The organism is Mesorhizobium sp. M0830 (assembly GCF_040319965.1).
Lineage (GTDB): Bacteria > Pseudomonadota > Alphaproteobacteria > Rhizobiales > Rhizobiaceae > Mesorhizobium.
On record NZ_JAMYOR010000014.1, the window covers coordinates 54,477 to 77,035 of the forward strand.

Consider the following 22,559-nt stretch of genomic DNA (forward strand, 5'->3'; position numbering starts at 1 on the left):
GCTAAGGCACCGTTCGGTCACACTGTCTGTCGCGAGACTCTGGAGGATTATTTATGGGCAATGCCTGGTGGAATCTGACGTTGCGCTTCCTGCTGGAGCTTGCAGCCTTGCTCGGGCTCGGCATCGCCAGTTGGGCCCTCTCACACGATTGGTGGCGCTGGGTCGCTGCGTTGGCCATACCGCTCGTTGCTGCTGCGCTGTGGGGAACCTTCGCCGTGCTCAATGATCCGAGTCGGTCGGGCCGCGCACCGGTGCCTGTGCCCGGCGCGGTGCGGCTGGTGATCGAACTTGTCATCCTGTTCGGTGGTGCGGCTGGGTTCTATCTGGCAGGCCAAACGACCACGGGCATCGTCATGGCCCTGCTGATCGTCATAAGCTACGCATTCTCGCTCGATCGCCTGGCGTGGTTGTTGCGGCAATAATTCGCCCCACTGGCCTCGCCTGTTTGGCGAGCGCCGAGGAAGGCGAGGCGTGTCGATCAACCGGACGTGAAGTCTTTTTGCGGCCAGGACGCATGTTCGTAGTCATAGCGCAGACCGCCGGTCTTGCTTTTTCCACGCGATTTGGCGATGCCGTTTCGAAACGGGTCTTCTTGCCAAAACGGGTCCTGCCAACATGATGCTGATCAGAACCTACGTGGCTGCGAGCGCGATCGAGGGCGTCGGCATGTTCGCCGCCGAGCCGATCAGGAAAGGCGCTTCGATCTGGCGGCTCGATCCGGATTTCGACCGGTTGATCCCGATGGACAAATACGAGGCGGCACCGCCGCCTCTGAGGGAATTGCTCGAGCGCTATGCCTATCCGAGCCCGGACCGGCCTGGCTTCATGGTCTATGAGGTCGACAATGGGCGCTTCATGAACCATTCGGCCAACCCGAACACGGATTTTTCGCAGTATGGTGGGGCCACCGCGACCCGCGACATCGCCGAGGGCGAGGAGATCACCTGCGACTACGGCGAGTTTTTCGAGGATTTTGAGCGGCTGCATTTGGCAACGGCATAGAGATCTGCTGGGGAGTGGGAGGCAAGCTGGCCTCGGCTTGGCCGCCATCATTCGTCTGAAGCGACTGCCTTGCCGCCTTGGCCATAGCTTGCCCCGTGACGGCAACTATGCTAGTGTTTTGGGTATGGCGCTGATTTGCGCCGGGACCCCGCCCATGAGGCGGGTTTTTTGTTTCGGCTTCGGCGCCATTCTTCCATTTCGACTGTGGACAGCGCGGCCTGATTCTGCTATCAGCCGCCCCAATTCGTGGTGTAAACCGCCGCGGAGGCTAGTGGCTATGGCCGCTTGCCTGTTGACATCAAACCCGAAAGACAGGATTGCCCGTGCAGGTACTCGTCCGCGACAATAACGTTGATCAGGCGCTTCGCGCTCTCAAGAAGAAGATGCAGCGCGAAGGCATTTTCCGCGAAATGAAGATGCGCGGTCACTACGAGAAGCCGTCCGAAAAGCGCGCCCGTGAAAAGGCTGAAGCTGTCCGCCGCGCCCGCAAGCTGGCCCGCAAGCGCGCCCAGCGCGAAGGCCTGCTGCCGATGACGCCGCGCCCCGTTGCTGCTGGCGCCGCCGGCGGTGCAGGTGGTGCTCCGCGTCCGCCGCGGTTCTAACGCCAATTTTTCGTCCTTTTCGAAGGATATCAGAGGTGGCGCGATGCGGAATCGCCGCCACCTTTTTGTTTTGGTTGTGACCCGGCCCGGAGGGGGGAACCGGACCAGAGCGACGCGGCTTGAAGTGAGGACAGGGCAGACATGAACGCAACAAGCGTGGAGCGCGGGACCGCATTGCGTGGTTTCGCCCTGACAGTGGCCCTGCTCTCCGGATTGGCGCTTGCCGGCTGCCAGACGTCAGGCCCGACCGGCGAATTCAACAACATCGACAAGGCGCAGGGGTCGAGCGAGAACATCTCCTCGCTGTCGGCGGTCATCCAGCGCAATCCCCAGGATCCCGAAGCCTACAACGTGCGCGGCTCGGCCTATGGCCGTGGCGGCCAGTACCAGGCGGCGCTCAAGGATTTCAACCAGGCCATCCAACTCAACCCGAATTTCTTCCAGGCTTATTCGAACCGCGCGCTCATCCAGCGCTTCCTCGGCAATCAGACGGCCGCGCTCGAGGACTACAACCGTTCGATCCAGATCAATTCAAACTATGACGCCGCCTACATTGGGCGCGGCAACCTTTATCGCAAGGCGGGCCGCACCCAGGACGCTTTCAACGACTTCCAAAAGGCGATCCAACTCGACACGACCGACGCGCGCGCCTACCACAATCGTGGCCTGATCTATCAGAGCCAGGGTCAGCACAAATTCGCTATCGAGGACTTCTCGACGGCGATCTCGCTGGCGCCGGACGCTGCCGAACCCTACAATGGCCGCGGCCTTTCCTATCTGGCAACCAACGACGAAGACAACGCCTTCTCCGACTTCAACATGGCGATCAAGCTCGACGGCAACAATGCCGAAGCCTGGGCCAATCAGGCGTTGATCTACGAGCGGCGCGGCGACAAGGCCAAGGCGGCGAAATCCTATCGCGAAGCCGTTCGCCTGAACCCGGCCTACCAGCCGGCCAAGGACGGCCTCGCCCGCGTCAGCTGATCGGTTTCGGCAGCATTCCGACACAATCTGCGTGGCATCCAAGTGCCGCGGCGTCCTTTGCGTGTCAGGAAAGACGCACCTCGGCAACTGTGCGTTAACCCCGGCAGCAAGGGGTTGACCCGTGCCTTGTTCGCGCCAAGTTTTCTGCCCACCCAATCCGTTGTCAAAAAGCTATTTGCGAAAGGACCTCCCATGATCAAGAAACTCGCCTGCGCCGCTGTCCTCGCCATGACGGCATTTACCGTCGCCCCGGCCAGCGCCGGCAAGCTGCAACTCGGCACGCTCGACTGCACAATCGATGGCGGCACCGCTTATATCGTCGCGTCCAACAAGGGTGTGTCCTGCGTCTTCCGCCCCCATCATCACGGACCGTCCGAGGTTTACACCGGCGTGATCTCCAAGGTCGGCCTGGATGTCGGCAAGACGCATCAGGGCCAGCTCGTCTGGGCCGTGCTGGCGGCAACGCGCGACCGCGACGGAGGCGATCTCGCCGGCAGCTACTACGGCGTCAACGCCGAGGCGAGCGTCGTGACCGGCGGCGGCGCCAACCTGCTGGTTGGCGGCCTGGACAGCGCCTTCATGCTGGAGCCGCTCAGCGTCCAGGCGCAGACCGGCGTCAACCTTGCCGTGGCCGTGACCTCGCTCCAGCTCATCCACTCGTTCAAGTAAACGCAGGAGCCATGCGCTCCATGCCCCCTCACCCTGCGGCGCGGAACCAGATAGGATGGTTCCGCGTCGTTTGTTTTTGAGGGGACCGCCATGCCGAAGACAGCCATTGCCGCTGCCGTGATCGCCACTGTGCTTGTCGGCGCGGCGCGAGCCCAGGACCAGGGCATAGAACTCGGTACGCTTGATTGCGCCATCGGCGGCGGCACCGGTTTCATTTTCGGCTCGAGCAAGGATTTGAGCTGCACGTTCAACCCCGCCGACAAGAGCTTCGCGCCGGAAGCCTATTTCGGCGCCGTCAACAAATACGGCCTCGATATCGGCACGACGAAGCAGACGGTCATACAGTGGATCGTGCTAACGCCGCTGAAGAACATCTATGCGCCGGGCGCGCTGGCCGGCGACTATATCGGCGCCAGCGCCGAAGTGACGGCTGCCGTCGGAGCCGGCGCCAATCTGCTGGTCGGAGGATCCTCGCAGGCCTTCACCCTGCAGCCGCTCAGCCTGCAGACGCAGACCGGCATGAACCTCGCGATCGGCGTCAGCCAGTTCCAGTTGCGCAGCACCGAGAATTGACCGTGCCACCCGACCGCAATCCTATCTCGAAAAATTCGCTTGAGCTCAACCCCGGTTGAGGTTTTACAAGCCTGCCCCGACCGGAGCAGCGCGCCCGATGCGGTGCGCGATACACGCTCCTGCCTGCGCATGGTCCTGCCGGAAACCGGTACTGGCTTCTGGCGTCCTGCTCTGGCGTCAGGATATGGAAAGCAGGGGTGGACATGACCGAAATCAGCACAAACAGGGTCGACTGGCGCGCTTTGTGGGCAAGCGGCGACCTGGCGCGCTTCTGCTTCATCAGCCTCGGCATCCTGCTGCACGCCACCAACGAAACCATGGTGGCCACGGTGATGCCGGCCATGGTCGGCGAACTGGCCGGTGTGCAACTCGTCGGCTGGTCGCTGGCTATCTACGAACTCGGCGCCATCGTCGCCGGTGCGGCCGCTGGACGTCTGGTGAGCTATGTCCCGCTGCGCACCAACATGGTGGTCGCCGCGCTCCTTTACGCAGCCGGAGCGCTGATCTGCTCCACCTCGCCTTCCATGCAACTGTTCCTTGCCGGCCGCCTGATCGAGGGGCTTGGCGGCGGTGCGCTGGTGTCGCTGGCCTTCGTCTCGGTCGAGCGGCTGTTCTCGCGCGCCATCTGGCCACAGCTTTTCGGCATCATGTCGGCGATCTGGGGCGTCGCCGCCTTCAGCGGACCATTGCTCGGCGCGATCATGACCGAGCTGTTGTCATGGCGCTGGGCCTTCGGCGTCTTCACCCTCGGCGGCACCGCCATGGCGCTGGCAAGCTTCATCGTGCTCGACACGCCGGAGGCGACGAAACCCAGGACGAGCATAGGCAAGGCGCCGCCCTTCCCGTTCGCAGCCCTTGGCTGCCTTGCCGTCGCCGTGGTGCTGATCGCCTCGGCCGGCGTGGACATCGCCTTGCTGCGCTCCTCGCTGCTGATGGTCCTTGGCCTGGCTGGCCTGGTGCTGTTCTTCTCCATCGACGCGTTGAAGCCGCGCTCGCGGCTGTTTCCGGCGCGGCTGTTCTCGTGGCGCACGCCGGTCGGCGCCGGCATGACCATGGTTGCCGCCTTTTCGGTGGCGACCTGTTCCTTCGGCGTCTACGGCCCGCTGCTGCTCACCAGCCTGCACGACATTCCGCTGCTGACCACCGGCTACATCATCGCCGCCGAATCGATCGCCTGGTCGATCCTGTCGATCCTGGTCGCCAACGCACCACCGCAACGCGAGCGGCTGGTCATCGTCGGCGGCGCGGCGATGATCGCGGCCGGTATTGCCGGCTTTGCCTATACGATACCCCTAGGCTCCATCCCGCTGATCCTGATCTGCGCCCTGCTGCAAGGCGGCGGCTTCGGCGTCTCATGGCCCTTCCTGACGCGCGTCATCGTCGCCTCCGCGCCGGAGGGCGAGCAGACCATCGCCTCGGCCGCGGTTCCGACCATGCAGCGGATCGGCTATGCCGTGGGTGCCGCACTTGCCGGCATCGTCGCCAACGCCAGCGGCTTTTCGCGGGGTTTGAACCACGACGCGGCGGCGAATGTCGCGTCCTGGCTGTTTCTTGCCTTCGTGCCGCTCGGCATTGTCGGCTGCCTGGCGGCCTTCCGGGCATCCACGCCCTTCGGTCAGCCGCGGGAAGCGATCGGCTAGACCTTGGCCGCTCAGTCGACCTCGCGCAGACGGTAACCAACGCCGGTCTCGGTGGTGATATAGCGCGGCTGGTCGGGGGTCTTCTCGATCTTCTGCCTGAGCTGCCGGACATAAACCCTGAGATACTGCACGTCGGTCGAATCGCCCCAGACCTGCTTCAACAGGAAATGATGGGTCAGCACCCTGCCGGCGTGCTGCACGAGAATGCGCAGGATGTCGTATTCCTTCGGCGAGAGCTTTACGTCCTTGCCCTCGACCTTGACGATGCGCTTGACCAGATCGACGGACAGGTCGCCGGTCTGGAAAACAGGCTTCTCGCCCTGTTGCTGGAATTTGTGCCGCAGCGCCACGCGGATGCGCGCGACCAGTTCGTTCATGCCGAACGGTTTGGTGACATAGTCGTCGGCGCCGAGTTCCAGAGCCTGGACGATGCCGACCTCGTCGGTGCGGCTGGACAGGATGACCACCGGAATGTCGAGGCCGTCGTCGCGCCATTTGCGCAACAGCTCATGGCCGCTCATGCCGGGCAGGCCTAGGTCGAGCAGGACAAGGTCCGGCCTCTCAGTCTCCATCAGCTCGATCGCTGCTTTGGCGTTCGGCGCCTCGCTGATCGCGTAGCCCTGGCTGCCGAGCCCGACACGCAGCAGCTTTCGGATCGGCGGCTCGTCATCGACGACCAGTATCCTGACGTTCGAGTTTGTCATGCCAAGTCGCCCCCATCATCCGTGGCAGTGGCGTCGAGATCGGGCGTGTTGGCCGGCTTCGGCATCTTGATGGTGAAGACCGCGCCCGAGCGATCGGTCCGGTTTGCCGCCGTGATCGTCCCGCCCATCGCCTCGATGAAACCACGACAAATCGACAGCCCGAGCCCGGTGCCGGCGCGAACCTGGTCGCCCTTGCGCACCCGGTAGAAGGTGTCGAAAATCCGTTCCAGATCGCCGGTGGGAATACCCGGCCCTTCATCCATGACCTGCAGGAGGACAGAACCATTGTCGGTCCAGCCCTGAACGCGGATCGTCGAGCCGGATGGCGCGTATTTCGCTGCATTGTCGAGAAGATTGAACAGCGCCTGCTCGAACAGGACGGGATCAACCTTCAACATCGGCAAATCCGAGGTGATGTCCGTCTCGATCTTGTGCTCGGCGATGATCTTCCTGGCCCGCTGCAGGGCGGAGCCGACGATGTCGCCGACATAGTGGAAGGCGTAGTTCGGCTCCATCGCGCCGGACTCGATCTTGGTCATGTCGAGCAGATTGGCGATGAAGCGGTTCAGCCGCTCGGATTCGTCGAGCACGGTCGACAAAAGCTCCGCCCGGTCCTGTTCGGGAAGTGCCGGGGCGAATTCCCGCAGCGTACCGGCCGCACCCATGATGGCGGCGAGCGGCGTCTTCAAATCATGGGAGATCGAGGTGAGAAGGGCCGAGCGCAGCCTGTCCGCCTCGGCGGCAAGCTTTGCGCGGTCGACGTCGGCGACCAGCTGGATGCGCTCGATGGCGACCGCTGCCTGATCGGCCAGTGCGTCGAGCAGGCGCCGTTGTTCAGGCGTCAGCAGCGGCCCCTGTTTGTCATTGTCGAGGCCGACGACTCCGATTGCTGTGCGCCCCGTGCGCAAGGGAAGATAGAGGCGCTTGGCGCCGGGAAGCGTGTCGGCGCCACGTCCGGCGGCCCGATTGTGCTCCCAGGCCCAGCGGGCGGCGGCGATGTCGGCTTCGGCCAGCGTGTCGTCTGGCGGATAGCCGGCCTTGACGGTGATCGTTCCGTCTTCCGGCAAGAGCAGCACCACCCGCAGCTTCAGCATCGAGGCGATCTGGAAAGCGGTGGCCCAGAGTACGTCGTCGAGCGTGCCGGCACCGGCAAGCTTCTTCGAAAAGAGGTAGATGTCCTCGGTGGCCCTCGCCCGTGAGCGGGCGGCAACCGCCTGGCGCTGCACGCGCGCTGTCAGATTGCTGGCGATAACGGCGACAACCAGGAAGACGCCGAGCGCGACAATGCTTTCCGGATCACGGATGGTGAGCGTGTAGCGCGGTTCCAGGAAGAAATAGTTGAAGGCAAGGGCGCTGACGAAACAGGCATACAGAGCCGGCCATAGGCCACCGGTCACCGCCGATGCCAGCACCGCGATGAGAAAGATGATCGCCAGATTGCGAACGTCGAGAAACTGGTCGAGAACGACGGCGAAGGCGAGCGAGCCCATGAGATAGGCCGTGGCCTTGAGATAGGGCCAGATCTCGAACTGCCACTGCTCGTCCGCCGCCCTGACGCTCCTCGACGTCGCCTCGGTGCCGCGTTCGTTTCCCGAAATGACATGGACGCTGATGTCGCCGGCATTGCGGATGAGATCATACGTGAGCGAGCCTTCGATCAATTCCCGCCAGCGCGACCGGGTCGGCCTGCCGACCACGATGTGGGTGAAGTTGTTCGCCGTCGCGTAACGCACGATGTCCTGCGCCACATTCTGACCCGGTATGGTCGTCACCTCGGCGCCAAGCTGCTGGGCGAGGCGCAGGTTGTTTGCGAGCCGGTCTTTGTCCTCCTCGGGCATACTGGCCAAGCGCGGGCTATCGACATGCAGCGCCGTCCAGGGGGCACGCAGCCGGTCGGCCAGCCTGCGCGCATAGCGGACGCGGGCCGCTCCTCCAGGACGCGCGTCGAGGCAGACGAGAACCCTTTCCCCGGCTGCCCATGGTCCGGGAATGGCATGGGCCTGCATATGGATCAGCAACTGGTCGTCGACGCGCTGCGCGGTGCGGCGCAGCGCCAGCTCCCTGAGCGCCGTCAGATTGCCTGATGAGAAATAGTTCTCGATCGCGCGCTGGGCGGTGTTGGGGAAATAGACCTTGCCTTCCTCGAGCCGTTTGATCAGGTCGTCAGGGGTAAGATCGATGATCTCGACATCGTCGGCCTGGTCGATGATGGAATCGGGAACCGTTTCGCGCACCCTGACCTTGGTGATCTGGGCGACGACGTCGTTCAGGCTTTCGACATGCTGGATGTTGAGCGTCGTGTAGACGTCGATGCCGTGCGTCAGGATTTCCTGAACGTCGAGATAGCGCTTGGGGTGGCGACTGCCGGGCGCGTTGGTGTGGGCGAGTTCGTCGACGAGAACCAGCGCCGGGCGCCGGGCAAGGATGGCGTCGATATCCATCTCGTCGAGGATGCGCCCTTTGTAGTCGACCTTGCGGCGCGGAATGACCTCATAGCCCTCGACCAGGGCCAGCGTTTCCTTGCGGCCATGCGTCTCGACGATGCCGATGATCACGTCCACGCCGTCGGCCACCCTGGCGCGGCCAGACATCAGCATTTCGTAGGTCTTGCCGACGCCCGGTGCCGCGCCGAGGAATATCCGCAGACGGCCGCGCCCTTCCCGCTCGGCATGATCGAGCAGTGCGTCGGGAGAAGGTCTGGTGTCGTTGCTTCTGTCGTCCGGCATCATTATCGATCATGGATGGAGCCGGGGATACTGTCGATCCCCGGCCCGAGCCATTCACTCTTTCGCTGCGTCCAGTGCAAGATTGAGACCCAGCACATTGACCACCGGTTCGCCCATGAAGCCGAGCTCCCTGCCCTCGACACGGGCGTCGACCAGCGCCTTGATCCTCGCCTCGTCGATCCCCCTGGCCTTGGCCACCCTTGCGACCTGGAAGTACGCGGCTTCCGGGCTGATGTCAGGATCGAGGCCGCTGCCTGAGGTGGTTACAAGGTCGATCGGCACTGGCTGGCTCGGATTCTGCTCCTTCAGCTTTTCAGCATCGCCCTTGATGCGGTCGATCAGCTTGGGATTGGTCGGACCTAAATTGCTGCCGCCCGAGGCGGAAGCGTCATAGCCGTTGCTGCCGGCTGCCGAGGGGCGGCCGTGGAAGTAGCGGTCGCTGGCAAAGCCCTGGCCGATCAGTTCGGAGCCGACGACCTTGCCGTCCTTTTCGATCAGGCTGCCATTGGCCTGCCGCGGGAACAGCGCCTGGGCGATGCCGGTCATGCCGATCGGGTAGATCAGGCCGGTCAGCACCGTGAAGAAGACGATCATGATGATCGCGGGTCTTATCTGGGTGAGCATGGGGATATTCCTTAAGCGAGGCCGAGCGCTGTGACGATCATGTCGATCGCCTTGATGCCGACGAAGGGGACGATGATGCCGCCGAGTCCGTAGACGAGCAGGTTGCGGCTGAGCAGCGCGCCGGCGCCGATGGCACGATATTTGACGCCTTTCAGCGACAGCGGGATCAGTGCGATGATGATCAGCGCGTTGAAGATGATGGCCGACAGGATGGCGCTCTGCGGTGTCGCCAGATGCATGACGTTGAGCGCCTGCAACGGACCGGTGGTTTGGCCCGGCGCTATGTAGAAGGCAGCGAACATCGCCGGGATGATGGCGAAATACTTGGCCACGTCGTTGGCGATAGAGAACGTCGTCAGCGAACCGCGCGTCATCAGCAGCGCCTTGCCGATCTCGACGATCTCGATGAGCTTGGTCGGATCGCTGTCGAGGTCGACCATGTTGCCGGCTTCGCGCGCGGCGACGGTGCCGGTGTTCATGGCGACACCGACATCGGCCTGGGCAAGGGCCGGCGCATCGTTGGTGCCGTCGCCGCACATGGCGACCAGCTTGCCCTTGGCCTGCTCGTCACGGATCAGCTTCAGCTTGTCCTCGGGCGTCGCCTGGGCGAGGAAGTCGTCGACGCCGGCCTCCGCGGCAATGGCCGCCGCCGTCATCGGGTTGTCGCCGGTGATCATCACCGTGCGGATGCCCATCTTGCGCAGTTCGGCGAAGCGTTCCCTGATGCCGCCCTTGACGATATCCTTGAGGTGGACGACGCCGAGCAGGCGCCCGTCGCGCTCGACCGCCAGGGGCGTGCCGCCCGACTTGGCGATCTCGTCGGCGATCGCCTGAAGGTCGCGGACGGTATCGCTGCCGGGCCGCGTCGCGTGGGCGGCGAGCGTCGACTGGCTGACATGGGCAAGCACGGAATCGACCGCGCCCTTGCGCACCGAGGAGCCATCGATGTCGACGCCGCTCATGCGGGTCTGCGCGGTGAAGGGCACGAAGGTGGCGTGCAGCGTTGCCATGTCGCGGGCGCGGATGGCGTATTTCTCCTTGGCCAGCACGACGATCGAGCGGCCCTCCGGCGTTTCATCGGCAAGCGAGGCGAGTTGTGCCGCATCGGCCAGCTCCTGCTCGGTGACGCCCTTGACCGGGCGGAACTCGGTTGCCTGGCGGTTGCCGAGCGTGATCGTGCCGGTCTTGTCGAGCAGCAGCGTGTCGACGTCGCCGGCCGCCTCGACGGCGCGGCCCGACATGGCCAACACGTTGAAGCGCACCAGGCGGTCCATGCCTGCAATACCGATGGCCGACAGCAACGCCCCGATGGTGGTCGGGATCAGAGTGACGAACAGGGCGACGAGCACCGTGACCGAGATATAGCCGCCCGAATAGGTCGCAAAACTCGGGATCGTTGCGGTGGCCAGCACGAAGATCAACGTCATGCCGACGAGCAGAATGTTGAGCGCGATCTCGTTCGGCGTCTTCTGGCGCTCCGCACCTTCGACCAGCGAAATCATCCGATCGAGGAAGGTGTGGCCGGACGCCGCCGTGATGCGCACGCGGATCCAGTCGGACAGCACCTGCGTGCCGCCGGTGACCGCCGAACGGTCGCCACCGGATTCGCGGATGACCGGCGCGGACTCGCCCGTGATCGCCGCCTCGTTGACCGAAGCGACGCCTTCGATCACCTCGCCGTCGGACGGGATGATATCGCCGGCTTCGACCAGCACCGCATCGCCGACCTTGAGGCTGGTGCCGGGCACGAGTTTGTATTTCGTGCGGTCTTCGCCGGTCAGAAGCTTGGCCTGGGTCTCGGTGCGCGCCTTGCGCAGCGAATCCGCCTGCGCCTTGCCCCGGCCTTCGGCGACGGCTTCGGCGAAATTGGCGAACAGCACGGTGAACCACAGCCAGATGATGATCTGCAGCGTGAAGCCGAGATTGCCGCCGCCAGTGACCAGATCCTTGACGAACAGCACCGTGGTGAGCGCCGAGACGACGGCGACGACGAACATCACCGGGTTCCTGGCCAGCGTGCGCGGGTCGAGCTTGCGGAAGGCGCCGCCGATGGCGGGAAGCAAGATACGGGCATCCATGATGCTTGCTGATTTCGAGCGGCTCATTTTGAAGCTCCGGCTTCGGTGTTGTTGGACGGCACCCGATGATCGGATGCTGAAAAGAAGTGCGGCGGCCCGTAGGCCAGCAACCAGAGGACGAGCATGACCGCCGCGAGGCCGAGAAAGGTCGACAGGGTCGGGAAAGGAGGAGGTCTCTCCTCCTTCCCGTGATCGCCATTGTGGCTGGCGTTGCGGCGCTTGGTGCTGAACCAGGGCATGACAGCCTCAGAAGGTCTGCCCGTGAATGCCAGCCAGGTGCTCGATGATCGGCCCTACGGCGAGCGCCGGGAAGAAGGTCAGACCACCGACGATGAGGATGACGCCGACCAGCAGCCCAACGAACAGCGGGCCATCGGTCGGGAAGGTGCCGGCGGAAGCCGGAACCGTCTTCTTCGCCACCAGCGAGCCGGCGATGGCCAGCGCCGGGATGATGACCAGGAAGCGGCCCATCAACATTCCGATGCCGATGGTGATGTTGTACCAGGGCGTGTTGCCGCTGAGGCCGCCGAAGGCCGAGCCATTGTTCGCCGCAGCCGACGTGTAGGCATAGAGAACCTCGGAGAAGCCGTGCGGGCCGGCATTGCCCATCGACGCCACACCGGTCGGCAGCACGACCGCGATGGCGGTGAAGATCAGCATCGCCAGCGGCAGGCACAGGATGGCCAGCATCGCCATCTTGACCTCCTTGGCCTCGACCTTCTTGCCGAGATATTCGGGCGTGCGGCCGACCATCAGGCCGGCGACGAAGACGGCGATGACGATGTACATCAGGATGCCGTAGAGACCGGCGCCGACACCGCCGACGATGACTTCGCCAAGCTGCATGTTGATGATCGGGATCATGCCGCCGAGCGCGGTGAAGGAACCGTGCATGGCATTGACGGCGCCGCAGGAGGCGGCGGTGGTGATGACGGCAAACAGCGCCGACAAGGCGACGCCGAAGCGCGTCTCCTTGCCTTCCATGTTGCCGCCGTCGATGCCGAGCGCATGCACCAGCGGGTTGCCGGCGGCTTCCGCCCAGTAGCAGACGATGACGCCGGCGATGAACATGACGCCCATGGCCGACAGGATTGCCCAACCCTGGCGCTGGTTGCCAATCATGCGTCCGAAGACGTTGGTCAAGGCTGCACCAATGGCGAAGATCGACACCATCTGGATCAGGTTGGAGATCGCGTCGGGGTTCTCGAAGGGGTGCGCGGCATTGGCGTTGAAGAAGCCGCCGCCATTGGTGCCGAGCATCTTGATTGCAACCTGCGAAGCGACCGGGCCGACGGCGATGGTCTGCTGTGCCCCTTCGAGCGTGGTGGCGTTGACGTAGGCGCCAAGCGTCTGCGGCATGCCGAGCCAGACAAAGACCACCGTCAGCACGATGCTGAACGGCAACAGCAGATAGAGTGTTGAACGGGTCATATCGACCCAGAAATTGCCGATCGACTTGCCGGAAGCCCGGGCAAAACCGCGGATCAGAGCGATGGCAATGGCGATGCCCGTGGCCGCCGAAAAGAAGTTCTGCACCGTCAGGCCAGCCATCTGCACGAGGTAGGACATCGTGCTCTCGCCGCCGTAGTTCTGCCAGTTGGTGTTGGTCATGAAGCTGGCAGCGGTGTTGAAGGCCAGACCTGGCTCGACCGCGGTCATGCCGGCGGGATTGTAGGGCAGGCTGCCTTGCAGGCGCTGCAGGACATAAAGCACCAGGAAGCCGGCAAGGTTGAACAGCAGCAGCGCCGCCGCGTAGGCGGTCCAGTGCTGCTCGTCGCGTTCGCTGGTTCCGCACACGCGGTAGAGCCCGCGCTCGAGCGGGCCGAAGAGTGGCGAGAGCAGCGTGCGGTCGCCCTTGAAGACGCGGTGCATGTAGCCGCCGAGCGGCTTCACCAGCAAAATGATGATCCCGCAATAGACCAGGATCTGTATCCAACCGTTCAGGGTCATGGCTGTGGCTTTCCGTGCCTTCAGAAGCGTTCTGGACGAACGAGCGCGTAGGTCAGGTAGGCGAGCAGGAACAAGGTCACGCCACCACTGAGGATGTAGTCGAGAAGCATGGTCCTATCCTCAGCTCAAATTCTGTCGCATGCTTTGACGAAGGTGAAGAACAGGGCGAAAAACAAAACCCCGATCCCGAGAACAATGATGTCCATTGTGTTTGTTCCTTGCGCCTGTCTGTACTTTGCGCCCTTGACGAAAAGGTGCGCAAAATCGTGGCCCGCCGCACACTTTGCCGCCGACGAACCGGTTGTGTTTTCTCAAGGGGAATATGGACCCGATCGCCATAAAAGTTCGAGACGGAGCGGGGCGGAAAGAAATAGGAATTTCATAAAGGTTTTGGCCTGGCGACCATCCGAGGGGCCGCGGTCGGTGCGTCGTGTACGCTCTACCGGCTGGCCGTCACGCCGGCCATGCGGGGCATCATCGTGTAGCCGGCCCGAAACACCGAAAAGGCCCGGAGGCAAACCGAGCCGGGCTTTCCGTGGTCGGGATGTGGCTTTTACCCCCAACGATGGCAGGCGCCGTCATTGCTGAACGGATTTGGCCGGCATTCCAATGTCGTTCTGTATTCCTATGGCATCCGAGGCCCATTCCCGCATTTCCGGGGAAGCATCGCTGGACTTGAGGATCGACACCGCCAGCGCTGCCATATCGGCCGGCGGTTTTTGGTTGGCGGCCATAGCGGTCATATAGGCGAAATAGCCGACTGTGACGGCACACCCTATCGAACGATGTACTGCTCGCAGCCAGTGGGCTGGACGGAAGGCAGCAGACAGAGGCGATTAGCAACAATCACCCCGCCTTGTGCGCTGTTTGGCAGGGACGTGGCGGTTGCCGTCTTGAGGGTCACGCCTTCTTCACGAACTCGGTTTTGAGCACCAGGCCCTTCACTTGCTTGGTGTTGCATTCGATCTCGCCGGGATTGCCGTTGAGGCGAACGTTCTTCACCAACGTGCCCCGCTTGATCGTCTCCGAAGTGCCTTTGACTTTGAGGTCCTTGATCAGCGTGACGGAATCGCCGTCATTCAATTGAGCTCCATTGCTGTCGCGCACGACTACATCGTTTGGCATGCCGTCTCCTGTGATTTGGATCACCACTACCAGATCGCGCAACAATTCCAAAACCGGCTTGTGGGCGTTCACACATGCACCCTTGCTAGCCGACAAGATCACCGCGAATTTGGACACCAGAATAGGGCATTGATCCTTCTGGCGCCCCTTACGAAACGCAACGATATCAGACGATTCTACCATTTTTGTGGAATGGCGGAGAGAGCGGGATTCGAACCCGCGTTACGGTCTCCCGTAAACACACTTTCCAGGCGTGCGCCTTCAACCACTCGGCCACCTCTCCGTCCATGCATGTCACGCCGGCCGGTTTCGCCGCGCGGGTTGGGGAGATGCACCTCCCTTGGGGCGGAGGCGGAACTTCCGCCATCGGCGTCGCCAACCAGCGAACGCCCTTCCCCTGTACCTGAGCCGTCGAAGCAACAGGTGCGGGGCTCATCTAGTCGATCCGGCGCCGAATGCCAAGCCATAACGGCAGTCTATTCGCTTTGCCGGCCACACAGCGTTTCGCGAAGCCGCCAGCGCCGCGCAAACGCAAGCCGGCGGTATAGCTACGACCGGACAAAGCGCCGGAATTCGCACAGGACGATTGCGAAGTGGGCAGACCCATTCTATCTCTCGTTTCGAAACGTGCCGGAAGGCCCTCCGGAGGAGCTTGAGGACTGACCCGGGAGGAAGGTCGCTGATGTTTCGCTTCATCTTTCGTCTTGCCGCCATGGTCGCCCTGTCGATTTCCGTCATCATGGCGGTGCTCGACGCGACGCGTACCGTGGCGGCCTCAGCACTGGTGCTGACGCCGCTCAACACCAGTTGGCTGGCGGTCTCGCCGGACACTCGGGCCGAATTCGAAACCTTCGTGCGAACCAAGGCCAGCCCTCTGCTGTGGGATGGCGCCGTCGCCTGGGTGCTCAACCAGCCGGGCTTCGCCGTGTTCGCGGCGCTGGCCTTCCTGCTCTATGCGATCGGCTACAGACGGCAACCGCGCGGACGGTTCGCCGCGAACTGATTCACTCTGAGGAAACCCGCGCATGTTCTTTCTCAGCGACATGCTGAACAAGAAGCTCAATCTGCCTAAGCCTTCCGAGGCCCTGCCGGGCCGCGCCAGGGCGATCCCGACCGCATCAAGGCACAAGGTCTTGAAAAGACCGCTCAAAGGTCCCTATCCCGAGGGGCTGGAGACGGCGATGTTCGGGCTCGGCTGTTTCTGGGGTGCGGAGCGGCTGTTCTGGCAGATCGAAGGCGTCTGGGTCACGGCGGTCGGCTATGCCGGCGGCATCACGCCCAATCCGACCTACCAGGAAACTTGCACCGGCCTCACCGGCCATGCCGAAGTGGTGCTGGTCGTCCATGATCCCAGGATCGTCTCCTATGTAGCGCTTCTGAAGCTGTTCTGGGAAAGCCACGACCCGACACAAGGCATGCGCCAGGGCAATGATGTCGGCACCACCTACCGCTCCGCAATCTACACGCTCAGTGATGCGCAACTGCAGGCGGCGAGCGCCTCACGCGATGCCTATGAGGCTTCGCTGCGCGGCGCCGGCCACGGCGGGATCACCACCGAGATCGCGCCGGCGACCGAATTCTACTTCGCCGAAGGCGATCACCAGCAATATCTGGCGAAGAACCCTTACGGCACATGCAACTTGAAAGGCACGGGCGTCGCTTACAGCATTCCGGCCGCCGCCTGAGGTCTTTGGCGCAAAGATCAAGCTGCTGCGCGGCTGGCCTTCGCCATGCTTTTCCAAAAGGTCAAAATTCCGCGTGAATTTTGTTTCGGGCCGTGCCAGATTGCCGCCGAGCGGGAGGGGAATACACTCCTGGCTGATGTCGCATGCCTGCCGGAGAACCGGGCCGGTATGCGGTGCATAACGGAAAAAATAACCGACAGGGTGTGGATCACATGAAACGTATCGTTCTCGGCCTCCTGGCCGCAACCGCAATGGTTCTTCCGGCTTTCGCCGCGGATGTCCAGCCGGCCATCCTCTATGATCTCGGCGGCAAATTCGACAAATCCTTCAACGAAGCTGCCTTCCACGGCGCCGAAAAGTTCAAGACCGAAACCGGCACGGCCTATGTCGAGTTCGAGGTTTCCAACGCCTCGCAGCGCGAGCAGGCGCTGCGCCGCTTCGCCGAGGACGGCCGCAACCCGATCGTCATGGCCGGCTTTGCCTGGGAGGACGCGCTGAAGAAGGTCGCGGCCGAATATCCTGACCTCAACTTCGCCATCATCGACGACGCCGTCGATCTGCCCAATGTCCGCTCGCTGGTATTCAAGGAGAATGAAGGCTCCTATTTGGTCGGCATCCTGGCGGGGATGGCTTCGAAGTCGAAGAAGGTCAGCTTCATCGGCGGCATGGACATTCCGCTGATCCGCAAGTTCGAATGCGGCTATGTCGGCGGCGCCAAGGCGGCCGGCGCGACGGACGTCATCCAGAACATGACCGGTGACACGCCGGCCGCCTGGAACGACCCGGCCAAGGGCGGCGAGATCGCCAAGACGCAGATCGACCAGGGCTCCGACGTGGTCTACGCCGCGGCCGGCGGCACCGGCGTCGGCGTGCTGCAGGCGGCGGCCGATGCCGGCAAGCTTGGCATCGGAGTCGATTCCAACCAGAACGGCCTGCAGCCCGGCAAAGTGCTGACCTCGATGATGAAGCGCGTCGACGTTGCCGTCTACAACGCCTTCATGGACGGCAAGAACGGCACCTTCAAGGGCGGCCTGCAAAACCTCGGCCTCAAGGAAGGCGGCGTCGACTACGCCATGGACGACAACAACAAGGCGCTGGTGACCGACGAGATGAAGGCAGCCGTCGAAAAGGCCAAAGCCGACATCATCTCCGGCAAGATCCAGGTGCACGACTACACCGCCGACAACGCCTGCCCCTATTGAGCGGCATCCGGCCATGATCTGCAAACCGCCGGGCGCAAGCCTGGCGGTTTTTCGTTGCCTATAGTTTGCCCGCCAGATACCCCAGCGCAAAAGCCACGATCAGGCCGACGGCCACGGCAAATCCGCGCCGGCCGCCAAGCGCGTGCAAGCCGATGCCGTGCGGCCGCTGCGACAGGCTTTGGATCACGGCTGGCGACCCGGCATCGATGAGCCCAGAGCTGCGCATCTGCGGCAGGTCGCCGATGCGCTGCGTGATCTGCTTCCAGCGCTCTTCAGGTTCGGCATGGTCGAAGACATGCATGCGTTCGGCAAGCTGCACGACCGCGTCGCGGAAGGCCGGGTCGATTTCCAGATCGCGCTCGGCTCGTTCACGTTCCGTGTCGTTCATCAGGCCGAGGACATAGTCGCCGGCCCGCGCGATGCGATCGCTTTCACTGGCCACGGCGTGCACCCTCCCCCTCTTTCCTCACCAGTGCGGCGGCTTGGTTACAGGCACTTCGTCTCCTGCCTGCTCCTCCAGCGCCAGGAACCGTTCGGCCAGCGCATCGAGCTTTCGCTGCATGCGCTCGATCACCTTCCACTGCTCGGCAATCTGACCGGACAGTTCCTCGATGGTCTTCTCCTGTTCGGCTGCGCGGATCTCCAGCGTCGTCAGCCGGTCGGCGGGCATGGTCATTCAAATCCTCAGTCTTGCAGCGTAAAGCCTTTGCGCCGTGACGCGAATTTCGGCTTCGCCATATTAGCGAATGTGAAGGCCCCGGACACGTTGGAAATTGACAAGCGCACCGGGATTTGTCGAGAGTGGCCCTGCTCCAGCCAATTGGCACGGACGGAGCGTCATGCTAGGCGTTTTGACCAAGCGATAAAAAAATAAGAGTGGGACAGGCTGCATGGCGCAAGCCGCAATCGAGCTGATCGGCATCAACAAGAGTTTTGGCGCCGTGCGCGCCAACCGGGACATCAATCTGGAGATCGCGCGCGGCACCATCCACGGCATTGTCGGCGAGAACGGCGCGGGCAAGTCGACGCTGATGTCGATCCTCTATGGCTTCTACCAGGCCGATAGCGGCGAGATCCGAGTCGGCGGTCAGCCGGCGGCGATCAAGACGCCCAATGACGCCATCGCGCTCGGCATCGGCATGGTGCACCAGCATTTCATGCTGGTCGACAACTTCTCCGTGCTGGAAAACGTCATCCTCGGCGCCGAAAGCGATGCCCTGCTGAAGAAGAGCATCGCCAAGGCGCGCTCCGAACTGGAGCGGCTGGAGCGCGAATACGGACTGGAAGTCGATCCCGATGCGGTCATCGAGGAACTGCCGGTCGGCCTGCAGCAGCGTGTCGAGATCCTCAAGGCGCTTTATCGCGGCGCCGAGATCCTGATCCTCGACGAGCCGACGGGCGTGTTGACACCGGCAGAGGCCGACCATCTGTTCCGCATTCTCAGGCAGCTGAAGAACCAGGGCAAGACGGTGGTGCTGATCACTCACAAACTGCGCGAGATCATGGACATCACCGACACCGTGTCGGTCATGCGCCAGGGCACGATGGTGGCGACGCGCGAGACCGCCAAGACCACCGTCGAGGAACTGGCGGAGCTGATGGTCGGACGGCGGGTGCTCCTGAGGGTCGAAAAGGGCGCGGCGGAAGCCGGCGGCGTCAAGCTGGCGGTCAAGAACCTGACGGTGAAGGACACACGCGGCGTCACCATGGTCGACGACATCTCCTTCGATATCAGGGCCGGCGAAATCGTCGGGATCGCCGGCGTCGCCGGCAACGGACAATCCGAACTGCTCGAGGCTATTTCCGGCATCAGGCGAGCCGTCTCCGGCTCGGTCATGCTCGACGGCAAGCCGATCGACCTGACCGGTGCCGCCGATCCAGGCGAATTGCGTGACCGCGGGCTCGCGCACGTGCCGGAGGATCGCCATCACGTCGGGCTGGTGCTTGCCTTCGAGGAGAATGAGAATTCCATCCTCGGCTATCATGACGATCCGCGCTACCTGAAGGGTCCCTTCCTCAACATCGATGCCATCCGCAACGATGCCAAGGACAAAATCGCCAAATACGATATCCGCCCGACGGACTGCCGGCTCAAGACCGCCAATTTTTCCGGCGGCAACCAGCAGAAGATCGTGCTCGCGCGCGAGATGGAACAGGATCCCGGCGTGCTGATCGTCGGCCAGCCGACACGCGGCGTCGACGTCGGCGCCATCGAATTCATCCACAAGCGCCTGATCGCCATGCGCGACCAGGGCAAGGCAGTGCTGGTTGTGTCGGTCGAACTGGACGAGATCCGTTCACTCTCCGACCGAATCCTGGTGATGTTTGCCGGCCGCATCGTCGGCGAGCGCGGCCCGGAGGCGACCGAAGGCGAACTCGGCCTGCTGATGGCCGGCGTCGAACACCAGGAGGCCGCAGAGTGAGCACGCCTTACGCCAAGCTGCCGGCTTGGGCCGACTACGGCCTGATCCCGCTGATCAATCTGTTCGTTGCCTTCGTGGTCGCCGGCTTCGTCGTGCTTCTGGTCGGCGAAAACCCGCTGCGCGCCGCCGTCATCCTGGTCGAGGGTGCCTTCGGCAAGGGCACAGGCATTGCCTTCACCCTTTTCTATGCCACCACGTTCATCTTCACCGGGCTTTCGGTGGCCGTGGCGGCACATTGCGGCCTGTTCAACATCGGCACCGAGGGACAGGCCTACATCGCGGGCCTCGGCATAGCCGTCGTCTGCCTCAGCTTCGACACGACGCTGCCCTGGTGGTTGACCTTTCCGCTGGCCATCGTCGCGGCAGCGGTCGTGGGCGCTTTGTGGGCACTGATCCCCGCCTATCTGCAGGCCAAGCGCGGTTCACACATCGTCATCACCACCATCATGTTCAACTTCATCGCCGCCTCGATCATGGTTTACCTGCTGGTCGGCCCGTTGAAGCCGGCAGCCTCGCAAGCGCCGCAGACACGCAACTTCTTCGCCGGCGCGGAATTGCCGAAGCTCAACTGGATCATCGAACTGTTCGGCGCCAAGATCCGTTCGGCGCCGCTCAACATTTCCTTCCTGCTGGCGCTGGCCATGGCCTTCCTGGTCTGGCTGCTGATCTGGCGCACCAAGCTCGGCTATGAGATGCGCACCTATGGCCACAGCCCCAAGGCGGCGCGTTATGCCGGCATTTCCGAAACGCGCATCATCATCACCGCCATGATGATCTCGGGCGCGCTGGCCGGCATGATGGCGCTCAATCCGGTGATGGGCGACCAGCACAATGTTGCGATCGACTTTGTTTCAGGCGCCGGCTTCGTCGGTATCGCGGTGGCGCTGATGGGCCGCCTGCACCCGGTCGGCATCGTGCTGGCGGCAATTCTGTTCGGCATGCTCTACCAGGGCGGCGCCGAACTCGCCTTCGAGATGCCGGCGATCAGCCGCGACATGATCGTCATCATCCAGGGGTTGGTGATCCTGTTTGCCGGCGCTCTCGAGCACATGTTCAGGCCCTACATCCAGGCGCTGTTCGCCTCGTTCAACCCGAGGTCGGTCGGCATGGAAGCGATCAAGGGAAAGGGTGCCTGAGATGGATGTGTTCAACGCAATCGTCCAGACACTGGACTCGACCATCCGGCTCTCGGTGCCACTGCTGCTCGCTTGCCTCGCCGGCCTTTATTCGGAACGTGCCGGCATCTTCGACATCGGCCTCGAAGGCAAGATGCTGGTCGGCGCCTTCGCCGGCGCGGCGGCGGCTTCCGTGTTCCATTCGGCCTTTCTCGGCCTCGGCATGGCCATCCTGATCTCGGTCGCCTTTGCCATGATCCACGGCTTTGCCTCGATCACCCATCGCGGCAACCAGATCGTCTCCGGCGTGGCGATCAATTTCATCGCCGCCGGATCGACCATCATTCTCGGCCAGGCCTGGTTCCAGCAGGGCGGGCGCACTCCGGCGCTGCAACCGGCCGAGCGCTTCGAGGCCATCATCTGGCCCGGCGCCGATGCCATCCACGATGTGCCGATCATCGGACCGATCTATGCCGAGCTGCTGTCTGGCCACTCGATCCTGGTCTATCTCGCCTTCCTGATGGTGCCGTTCTCCTGGTGGGTGCTGTTTCGCACCCGATTCGGCCTGCGCCTGCGCGCCGTCGGCGAGAACCCGGCCGCCGTCGACACCGCCGGAATTTCGGTCGCCTGGCTGCGCTACCGGGCGCTGATCTGCACCGGCATCCTCACGGGCATTGCCGGCGCCTATCTGTCGATGGTGCAAAATGGCGGCTTCGTGAAGGACATGACCGCCGGCAAGGGCTACATCGCGCTGGCAGCCCTGATCTTCGCCAAGTGGAAGCCGGTCAACGCCATGTTCGCTTGCTTGCTGTTCGGCTTCCTCGACGCGCTGTCGATCCGCCTGCAAGGCTCGCCGCTGCCCATCATCGGCAAGGTGCCGGTGCAGTTCATGCAAGCGCTGCCCTACATCCTCACCGTCATCCTGCTCGCCGGCTTCATCGGCAAGGCGATCCCGCCCCGCGCAGGCGGCGTCCCCTACGTCAAGGAACGCTAAGGTCGAAACGCCGCTCGGCGCAAGCGCCGGTTTTTGGACATGATCCTCGGAGAGAACACCTGAATGTCGCATGATCTGTTCGAGGCCGCCAAGACCGCCATGGCCAAGGCCTACGCGCCCTATTCGAAGTTTCCCGTGGGCGCTGCCTTGCGCACCGAGGACGGTCGCGTCTTTGCCGGTGCCAATATCGAGGTCGCTTCCTATCCGGAAGGCTGGTGCGCGGAGACCACCGCGCTCGGCCATTACATCATGGGCGGCGGCGGCAAGATCGTGGAAATCGCCGTCATCGCCGAGCGTATGGCCAAATGCTCGCCCTGCGGCGGCTGCCGGCAGCGGCTGGCCGAATTCTGCCAGCCCGAAACCAAGCTCTATCTCTGCGACGATGCCGGCGTGGCCGAGACCGTGACCATGGGCGACATGCTGCCTTACGGCTTCCGGGGCGACATTTTGAAATGAAGAGGCG

At 63.2% G+C, this 22,559-nt stretch carries 25 protein-coding genes and 1 tRNA gene; 14 read left to right on the forward strand and 12 right to left on the reverse strand.

Features of this window, described 5'->3' with window-relative positions; genetic code table 11:
- Positions 1–53 precede the first annotated feature (53 nt).
- The 7 genes from NKI20_RS11220 (at position 54) to NKI20_RS11250 (ending at position 5,470) form a co-directional block, all read left to right on the forward strand.
- A complete protein-coding gene (locus NKI20_RS11220) occupies positions 54–422 on the forward strand; it encodes a YrdB family protein (RefSeq protein WP_352830582.1) in 369 nt (122 codons plus the stop codon).
- Between the two features lie 193 nt (positions 423–615).
- Complete coding sequence (locus NKI20_RS11225; RefSeq protein WP_352725199.1) at positions 616–1,002, forward strand: SET domain-containing protein; 387 nt, start codon at positions 616–618, stop codon at positions 1,000–1,002.
- 323 nt (positions 1,003–1,325) lie between these two features.
- Complete coding sequence (rpsU, locus tag NKI20_RS11230; RefSeq protein ID WP_023810129.1) at positions 1,326–1,604, forward strand: 30S ribosomal protein S21; 279 nt, start codon at positions 1,326–1,328, stop codon at positions 1,602–1,604.
- 141 nt (positions 1,605–1,745) lie between these two features.
- Complete coding sequence (locus NKI20_RS11235) at positions 1,746–2,588, forward strand: tetratricopeptide repeat protein (RefSeq protein ID WP_352599519.1); 843 nt, start codon at positions 1,746–1,748, stop codon at positions 2,586–2,588.
- 192 nt (positions 2,589–2,780) lie between these two features.
- Positions 2,781–3,257 carry a DUF992 domain-containing protein gene (locus NKI20_RS11240; protein WP_352830587.1) on the forward strand — a complete coding sequence of 159 codons (477 nt, stop codon included), beginning with the start codon at positions 2,781–2,783 and terminating at the stop codon, positions 3,255–3,257.
- A gap of 90 nt (positions 3,258–3,347) precedes the next feature.
- Complete coding sequence (locus tag NKI20_RS11245) at positions 3,348–3,830, forward strand: DUF992 domain-containing protein (protein WP_352830590.1); 483 nt, start codon at positions 3,348–3,350, stop codon at positions 3,828–3,830.
- A 203-nt stretch (positions 3,831–4,033) separates the two neighbouring features.
- Complete coding sequence (locus tag NKI20_RS11250; protein WP_352830593.1) at positions 4,034–5,470, forward strand: MFS transporter; 1,437 nt, start codon at positions 4,034–4,036, stop codon at positions 5,468–5,470.
- Positions 5,471–5,481: 11 nt separating this feature from the next.
- Here the strand turns inward: NKI20_RS11250 and NKI20_RS11255 are convergent, their stop codons facing one another.
- The 10 genes from NKI20_RS11255 to NKI20_RS11300 form a co-directional block, all read right to left on the reverse strand.
- Positions 5,482–6,174 (reverse strand): response regulator transcription factor, encoded by a 693-nt coding sequence (locus NKI20_RS11255; RefSeq protein WP_352830596.1) that lies wholly within the window; start codon positions 6,172–6,174, stop codon positions 5,482–5,484.
- Positions 6,171–8,900: a DUF4118 domain-containing protein gene (locus NKI20_RS11260; RefSeq protein ID WP_352830598.1), complete on the reverse strand. Its 2,730-nt coding sequence runs from the start codon at positions 8,898–8,900 to the stop codon at positions 6,171–6,173. The genes NKI20_RS11255 and NKI20_RS11260 overlap by 4 nt, the downstream gene beginning before the upstream one ends.
- Before the next feature lie 54 nt (positions 8,901–8,954).
- The gene (gene kdpC, locus NKI20_RS11265) at positions 8,955–9,524 is read right to left on the reverse strand and encodes a potassium-transporting ATPase subunit KdpC (protein ID WP_352830601.1); all 570 of its coding nucleotides are present in this window, start codon (positions 9,522–9,524) and stop codon (positions 8,955–8,957) included.
- Between the two features lie 11 nt (positions 9,525–9,535).
- On the reverse strand, positions 9,536–11,629 hold the full coding sequence (gene kdpB / locus NKI20_RS11270) for a potassium-transporting ATPase subunit KdpB (RefSeq protein WP_352830604.1): 2,094 nt from the start codon (positions 11,627–11,629) through the stop codon (positions 9,536–9,538).
- Complete coding sequence (locus NKI20_RS11275) at positions 11,626–11,841, reverse strand: hypothetical protein (protein WP_352830606.1); 216 nt, start codon at positions 11,839–11,841, stop codon at positions 11,626–11,628. Before NKI20_RS11275 ends, kdpB begins: the two co-directional genes overlap by 4 nt.
- 7 nt (positions 11,842–11,848) lie before the next feature.
- Positions 11,849–13,552 (reverse strand): potassium-transporting ATPase subunit KdpA, encoded by a 1,704-nt coding sequence (kdpA, locus tag NKI20_RS11280; RefSeq protein WP_352830609.1) that lies wholly within the window; start codon positions 13,550–13,552, stop codon positions 11,849–11,851.
- 20 nt (positions 13,553–13,572) lie between these two features.
- Positions 13,573–13,662, reverse strand: coding sequence for a K(+)-transporting ATPase subunit F (gene kdpF / locus NKI20_RS11285; protein ID WP_023759665.1), 90 nt, complete (start codon positions 13,660–13,662; stop codon positions 13,573–13,575).
- Between the two features lie 468 nt (positions 13,663–14,130).
- Positions 14,131–14,295 (reverse strand): hypothetical protein, encoded by a 165-nt coding sequence (locus NKI20_RS11290; RefSeq protein WP_352830610.1) that lies wholly within the window; start codon positions 14,293–14,295, stop codon positions 14,131–14,133.
- Positions 14,296–14,452: 157 nt separating this feature from the next.
- A complete protein-coding gene (locus NKI20_RS11295) occupies positions 14,453–14,677 on the reverse strand; it encodes an alkylphosphonate utilization protein (protein ID WP_352599825.1) in 225 nt (74 codons plus the stop codon).
- A 193-nt stretch (positions 14,678–14,870) separates the two neighbouring features.
- Positions 14,871–14,960 (reverse strand) — tRNA-Ser (locus tag NKI20_RS11300).
- A 399-nt stretch (positions 14,961–15,359) separates the two neighbouring features.
- On the opposite strand from NKI20_RS11300, the gene NKI20_RS11305 reads away from it, so the two are divergent.
- The 3 genes from NKI20_RS11305 to NKI20_RS11315 all read left to right on the forward strand — a co-directional run bounded on the left by NKI20_RS11305 (position 15,360) and on the right by NKI20_RS11315 (position 17,564).
- Positions 15,360–15,680, forward strand: a complete 321-nt coding sequence (locus NKI20_RS11305; RefSeq protein WP_023759662.1) for a hypothetical protein — start codon at positions 15,360–15,362, stop codon at positions 15,678–15,680.
- 22 nt (positions 15,681–15,702) lie between these two features.
- Positions 15,703–16,362 (forward strand): peptide-methionine (S)-S-oxide reductase MsrA, encoded by a 660-nt coding sequence (gene msrA, locus NKI20_RS11310; protein ID WP_352830611.1) that lies wholly within the window; start codon positions 15,703–15,705, stop codon positions 16,360–16,362.
- 212 nt (positions 16,363–16,574) lie between these two features.
- The gene (locus tag NKI20_RS11315) at positions 16,575–17,564 is read left to right on the forward strand and encodes a BMP family lipoprotein (RefSeq protein WP_023759659.1); all 990 of its coding nucleotides are present in this window, start codon (positions 16,575–16,577) and stop codon (positions 17,562–17,564) included.
- A 58-nt stretch (positions 17,565–17,622) separates the two neighbouring features.
- Here the strand turns inward: NKI20_RS11315 and NKI20_RS11320 are convergent, their stop codons facing one another.
- Both NKI20_RS11320 and NKI20_RS11325 read right to left on the reverse strand, forming a co-directional pair.
- Positions 17,623–18,006 (reverse strand): hypothetical protein, encoded by a 384-nt coding sequence (locus NKI20_RS11320; RefSeq protein WP_352830612.1) that lies wholly within the window; start codon positions 18,004–18,006, stop codon positions 17,623–17,625.
- Between the two features lie 24 nt (positions 18,007–18,030).
- Positions 18,031–18,240 carry a SlyX family protein gene (locus NKI20_RS11325; RefSeq protein ID WP_352830613.1) on the reverse strand — a complete coding sequence of 70 codons (210 nt, stop codon included), beginning with the start codon at positions 18,238–18,240 and terminating at the stop codon, positions 18,031–18,033.
- Positions 18,241–18,454: 214 nt separating this feature from the next.
- On the opposite strand from NKI20_RS11325, the gene NKI20_RS11330 reads away from it, so the two are divergent.
- The 4 genes from NKI20_RS11330 to cdd all read left to right on the forward strand — a co-directional run bounded on the left by NKI20_RS11330 (position 18,455) and on the right by cdd (position 22,552).
- Entirely contained in the window at positions 18,455–19,987 is a 1,533-nt protein-coding gene (locus NKI20_RS11330) for an ABC transporter ATP-binding protein (RefSeq protein WP_352830615.1), read from the forward strand.
- Complete coding sequence (locus NKI20_RS11335) at positions 19,984–21,123, forward strand: ABC transporter permease (protein WP_023759654.1); 1,140 nt, start codon at positions 19,984–19,986, stop codon at positions 21,121–21,123. Before NKI20_RS11330 ends, NKI20_RS11335 begins: the two co-directional genes overlap by 4 nt.
- Position 21,124: 1 nt before the next feature.
- Positions 21,125–22,096 (forward strand): ABC transporter permease, encoded by a 972-nt coding sequence (locus tag NKI20_RS11340; protein ID WP_352830617.1) that lies wholly within the window; start codon positions 21,125–21,127, stop codon positions 22,094–22,096.
- Between the two features lie 63 nt (positions 22,097–22,159).
- Entirely contained in the window at positions 22,160–22,552 is a 393-nt protein-coding gene (cdd, locus tag NKI20_RS11345; protein WP_352725142.1) for a cytidine deaminase, read from the forward strand.
- Positions 22,553–22,559 lie beyond the last annotated feature (7 nt).

Bases quoted from the DNA above. Each gene is read 5' to 3' on its own strand.
- NKI20_RS11220 (WP_352830582.1), top strand. From the start codon at position 54: ATGGGCAATGCCTGGTGGAATCTGACGTTGCGCTTCCTGCTGGAGCTT.
- NKI20_RS11225 (WP_352725199.1), top strand. From the start codon at position 616: ATGATGCTGATCAGAACCTACGTGGCTGCGAGCGCGATCGAGGGCGTC.
- NKI20_RS11235 (WP_352599519.1), top strand. From the start codon at position 1,746: ATGAACGCAACAAGCGTGGAGCGCGGGACCGCATTGCGTGGTTTCGCC.
- NKI20_RS11240 (WP_352830587.1), top strand. From the start codon at position 2,781: ATGATCAAGAAACTCGCCTGCGCCGCTGTCCTCGCCATGACGGCATTT.
- NKI20_RS11245 (WP_352830590.1), top strand. From the start codon at position 3,348: ATGCCGAAGACAGCCATTGCCGCTGCCGTGATCGCCACTGTGCTTGTC.
- NKI20_RS11250 (WP_352830593.1), top strand. From the start codon at position 4,034: ATGACCGAAATCAGCACAAACAGGGTCGACTGGCGCGCTTTGTGGGCA.
- NKI20_RS11255 (WP_352830596.1), bottom strand. From the start codon at position 6,174: ATGACAAACTCGAACGTCAGGATACTGGTCGTCGATGACGAGCCGCCG.
- NKI20_RS11260 (WP_352830598.1), bottom strand. From the start codon at position 8,900: ATGCCGGACGACAGAAGCAACGACACCAGACCTTCTCCCGACGCACTG.
- kdpC (WP_352830601.1), bottom strand. From the start codon at position 9,524: ATGCTCACCCAGATAAGACCCGCGATCATCATGATCGTCTTCTTCACG.
- kdpB (WP_352830604.1), bottom strand. From the start codon at position 11,629: ATGAGCCGCTCGAAATCAGCAAGCATCATGGATGCCCGTATCTTGCTT.
- NKI20_RS11275 (WP_352830606.1), bottom strand. From the start codon at position 11,841: ATGCCCTGGTTCAGCACCAAGCGCCGCAACGCCAGCCACAATGGCGAT.
- kdpA (WP_352830609.1), bottom strand. From the start codon at position 13,552: ATGACCCTGAACGGTTGGATACAGATCCTGGTCTATTGCGGGATCATC.
- kdpF (WP_023759665.1), bottom strand. From the start codon at position 13,662: ATGCTTCTCGACTACATCCTCAGTGGTGGCGTGACCTTGTTCCTGCTC.
- NKI20_RS11290 (WP_352830610.1), bottom strand. From the start codon at position 14,295: ATGACCGCTATGGCCGCCAACCAAAAACCGCCGGCCGATATGGCAGCG.
- NKI20_RS11295 (WP_352599825.1), bottom strand. From the start codon at position 14,677: ATGCCAAACGATGTAGTCGTGCGCGACAGCAATGGAGCTCAATTGAAT.
- NKI20_RS11305 (WP_023759662.1), top strand. From the start codon at position 15,360: ATGTTTCGCTTCATCTTTCGTCTTGCCGCCATGGTCGCCCTGTCGATT.
- msrA (WP_352830611.1), top strand. From the start codon at position 15,703: ATGTTCTTTCTCAGCGACATGCTGAACAAGAAGCTCAATCTGCCTAAG.
- NKI20_RS11315 (WP_023759659.1), top strand. From the start codon at position 16,575: ATGAAACGTATCGTTCTCGGCCTCCTGGCCGCAACCGCAATGGTTCTT.
- NKI20_RS11325 (WP_352830613.1), bottom strand. From the start codon at position 18,240: ATGACCATGCCCGCCGACCGGCTGACGACGCTGGAGATCCGCGCAGCC.
- NKI20_RS11330 (WP_352830615.1), top strand. From the start codon at position 18,455: ATGGCGCAAGCCGCAATCGAGCTGATCGGCATCAACAAGAGTTTTGGC.
- NKI20_RS11340 (WP_352830617.1), top strand. From the start codon at position 21,125: ATGGATGTGTTCAACGCAATCGTCCAGACACTGGACTCGACCATCCGG.
- cdd (WP_352725142.1), top strand. From the start codon at position 22,160: ATGTCGCATGATCTGTTCGAGGCCGCCAAGACCGCCATGGCCAAGGCC.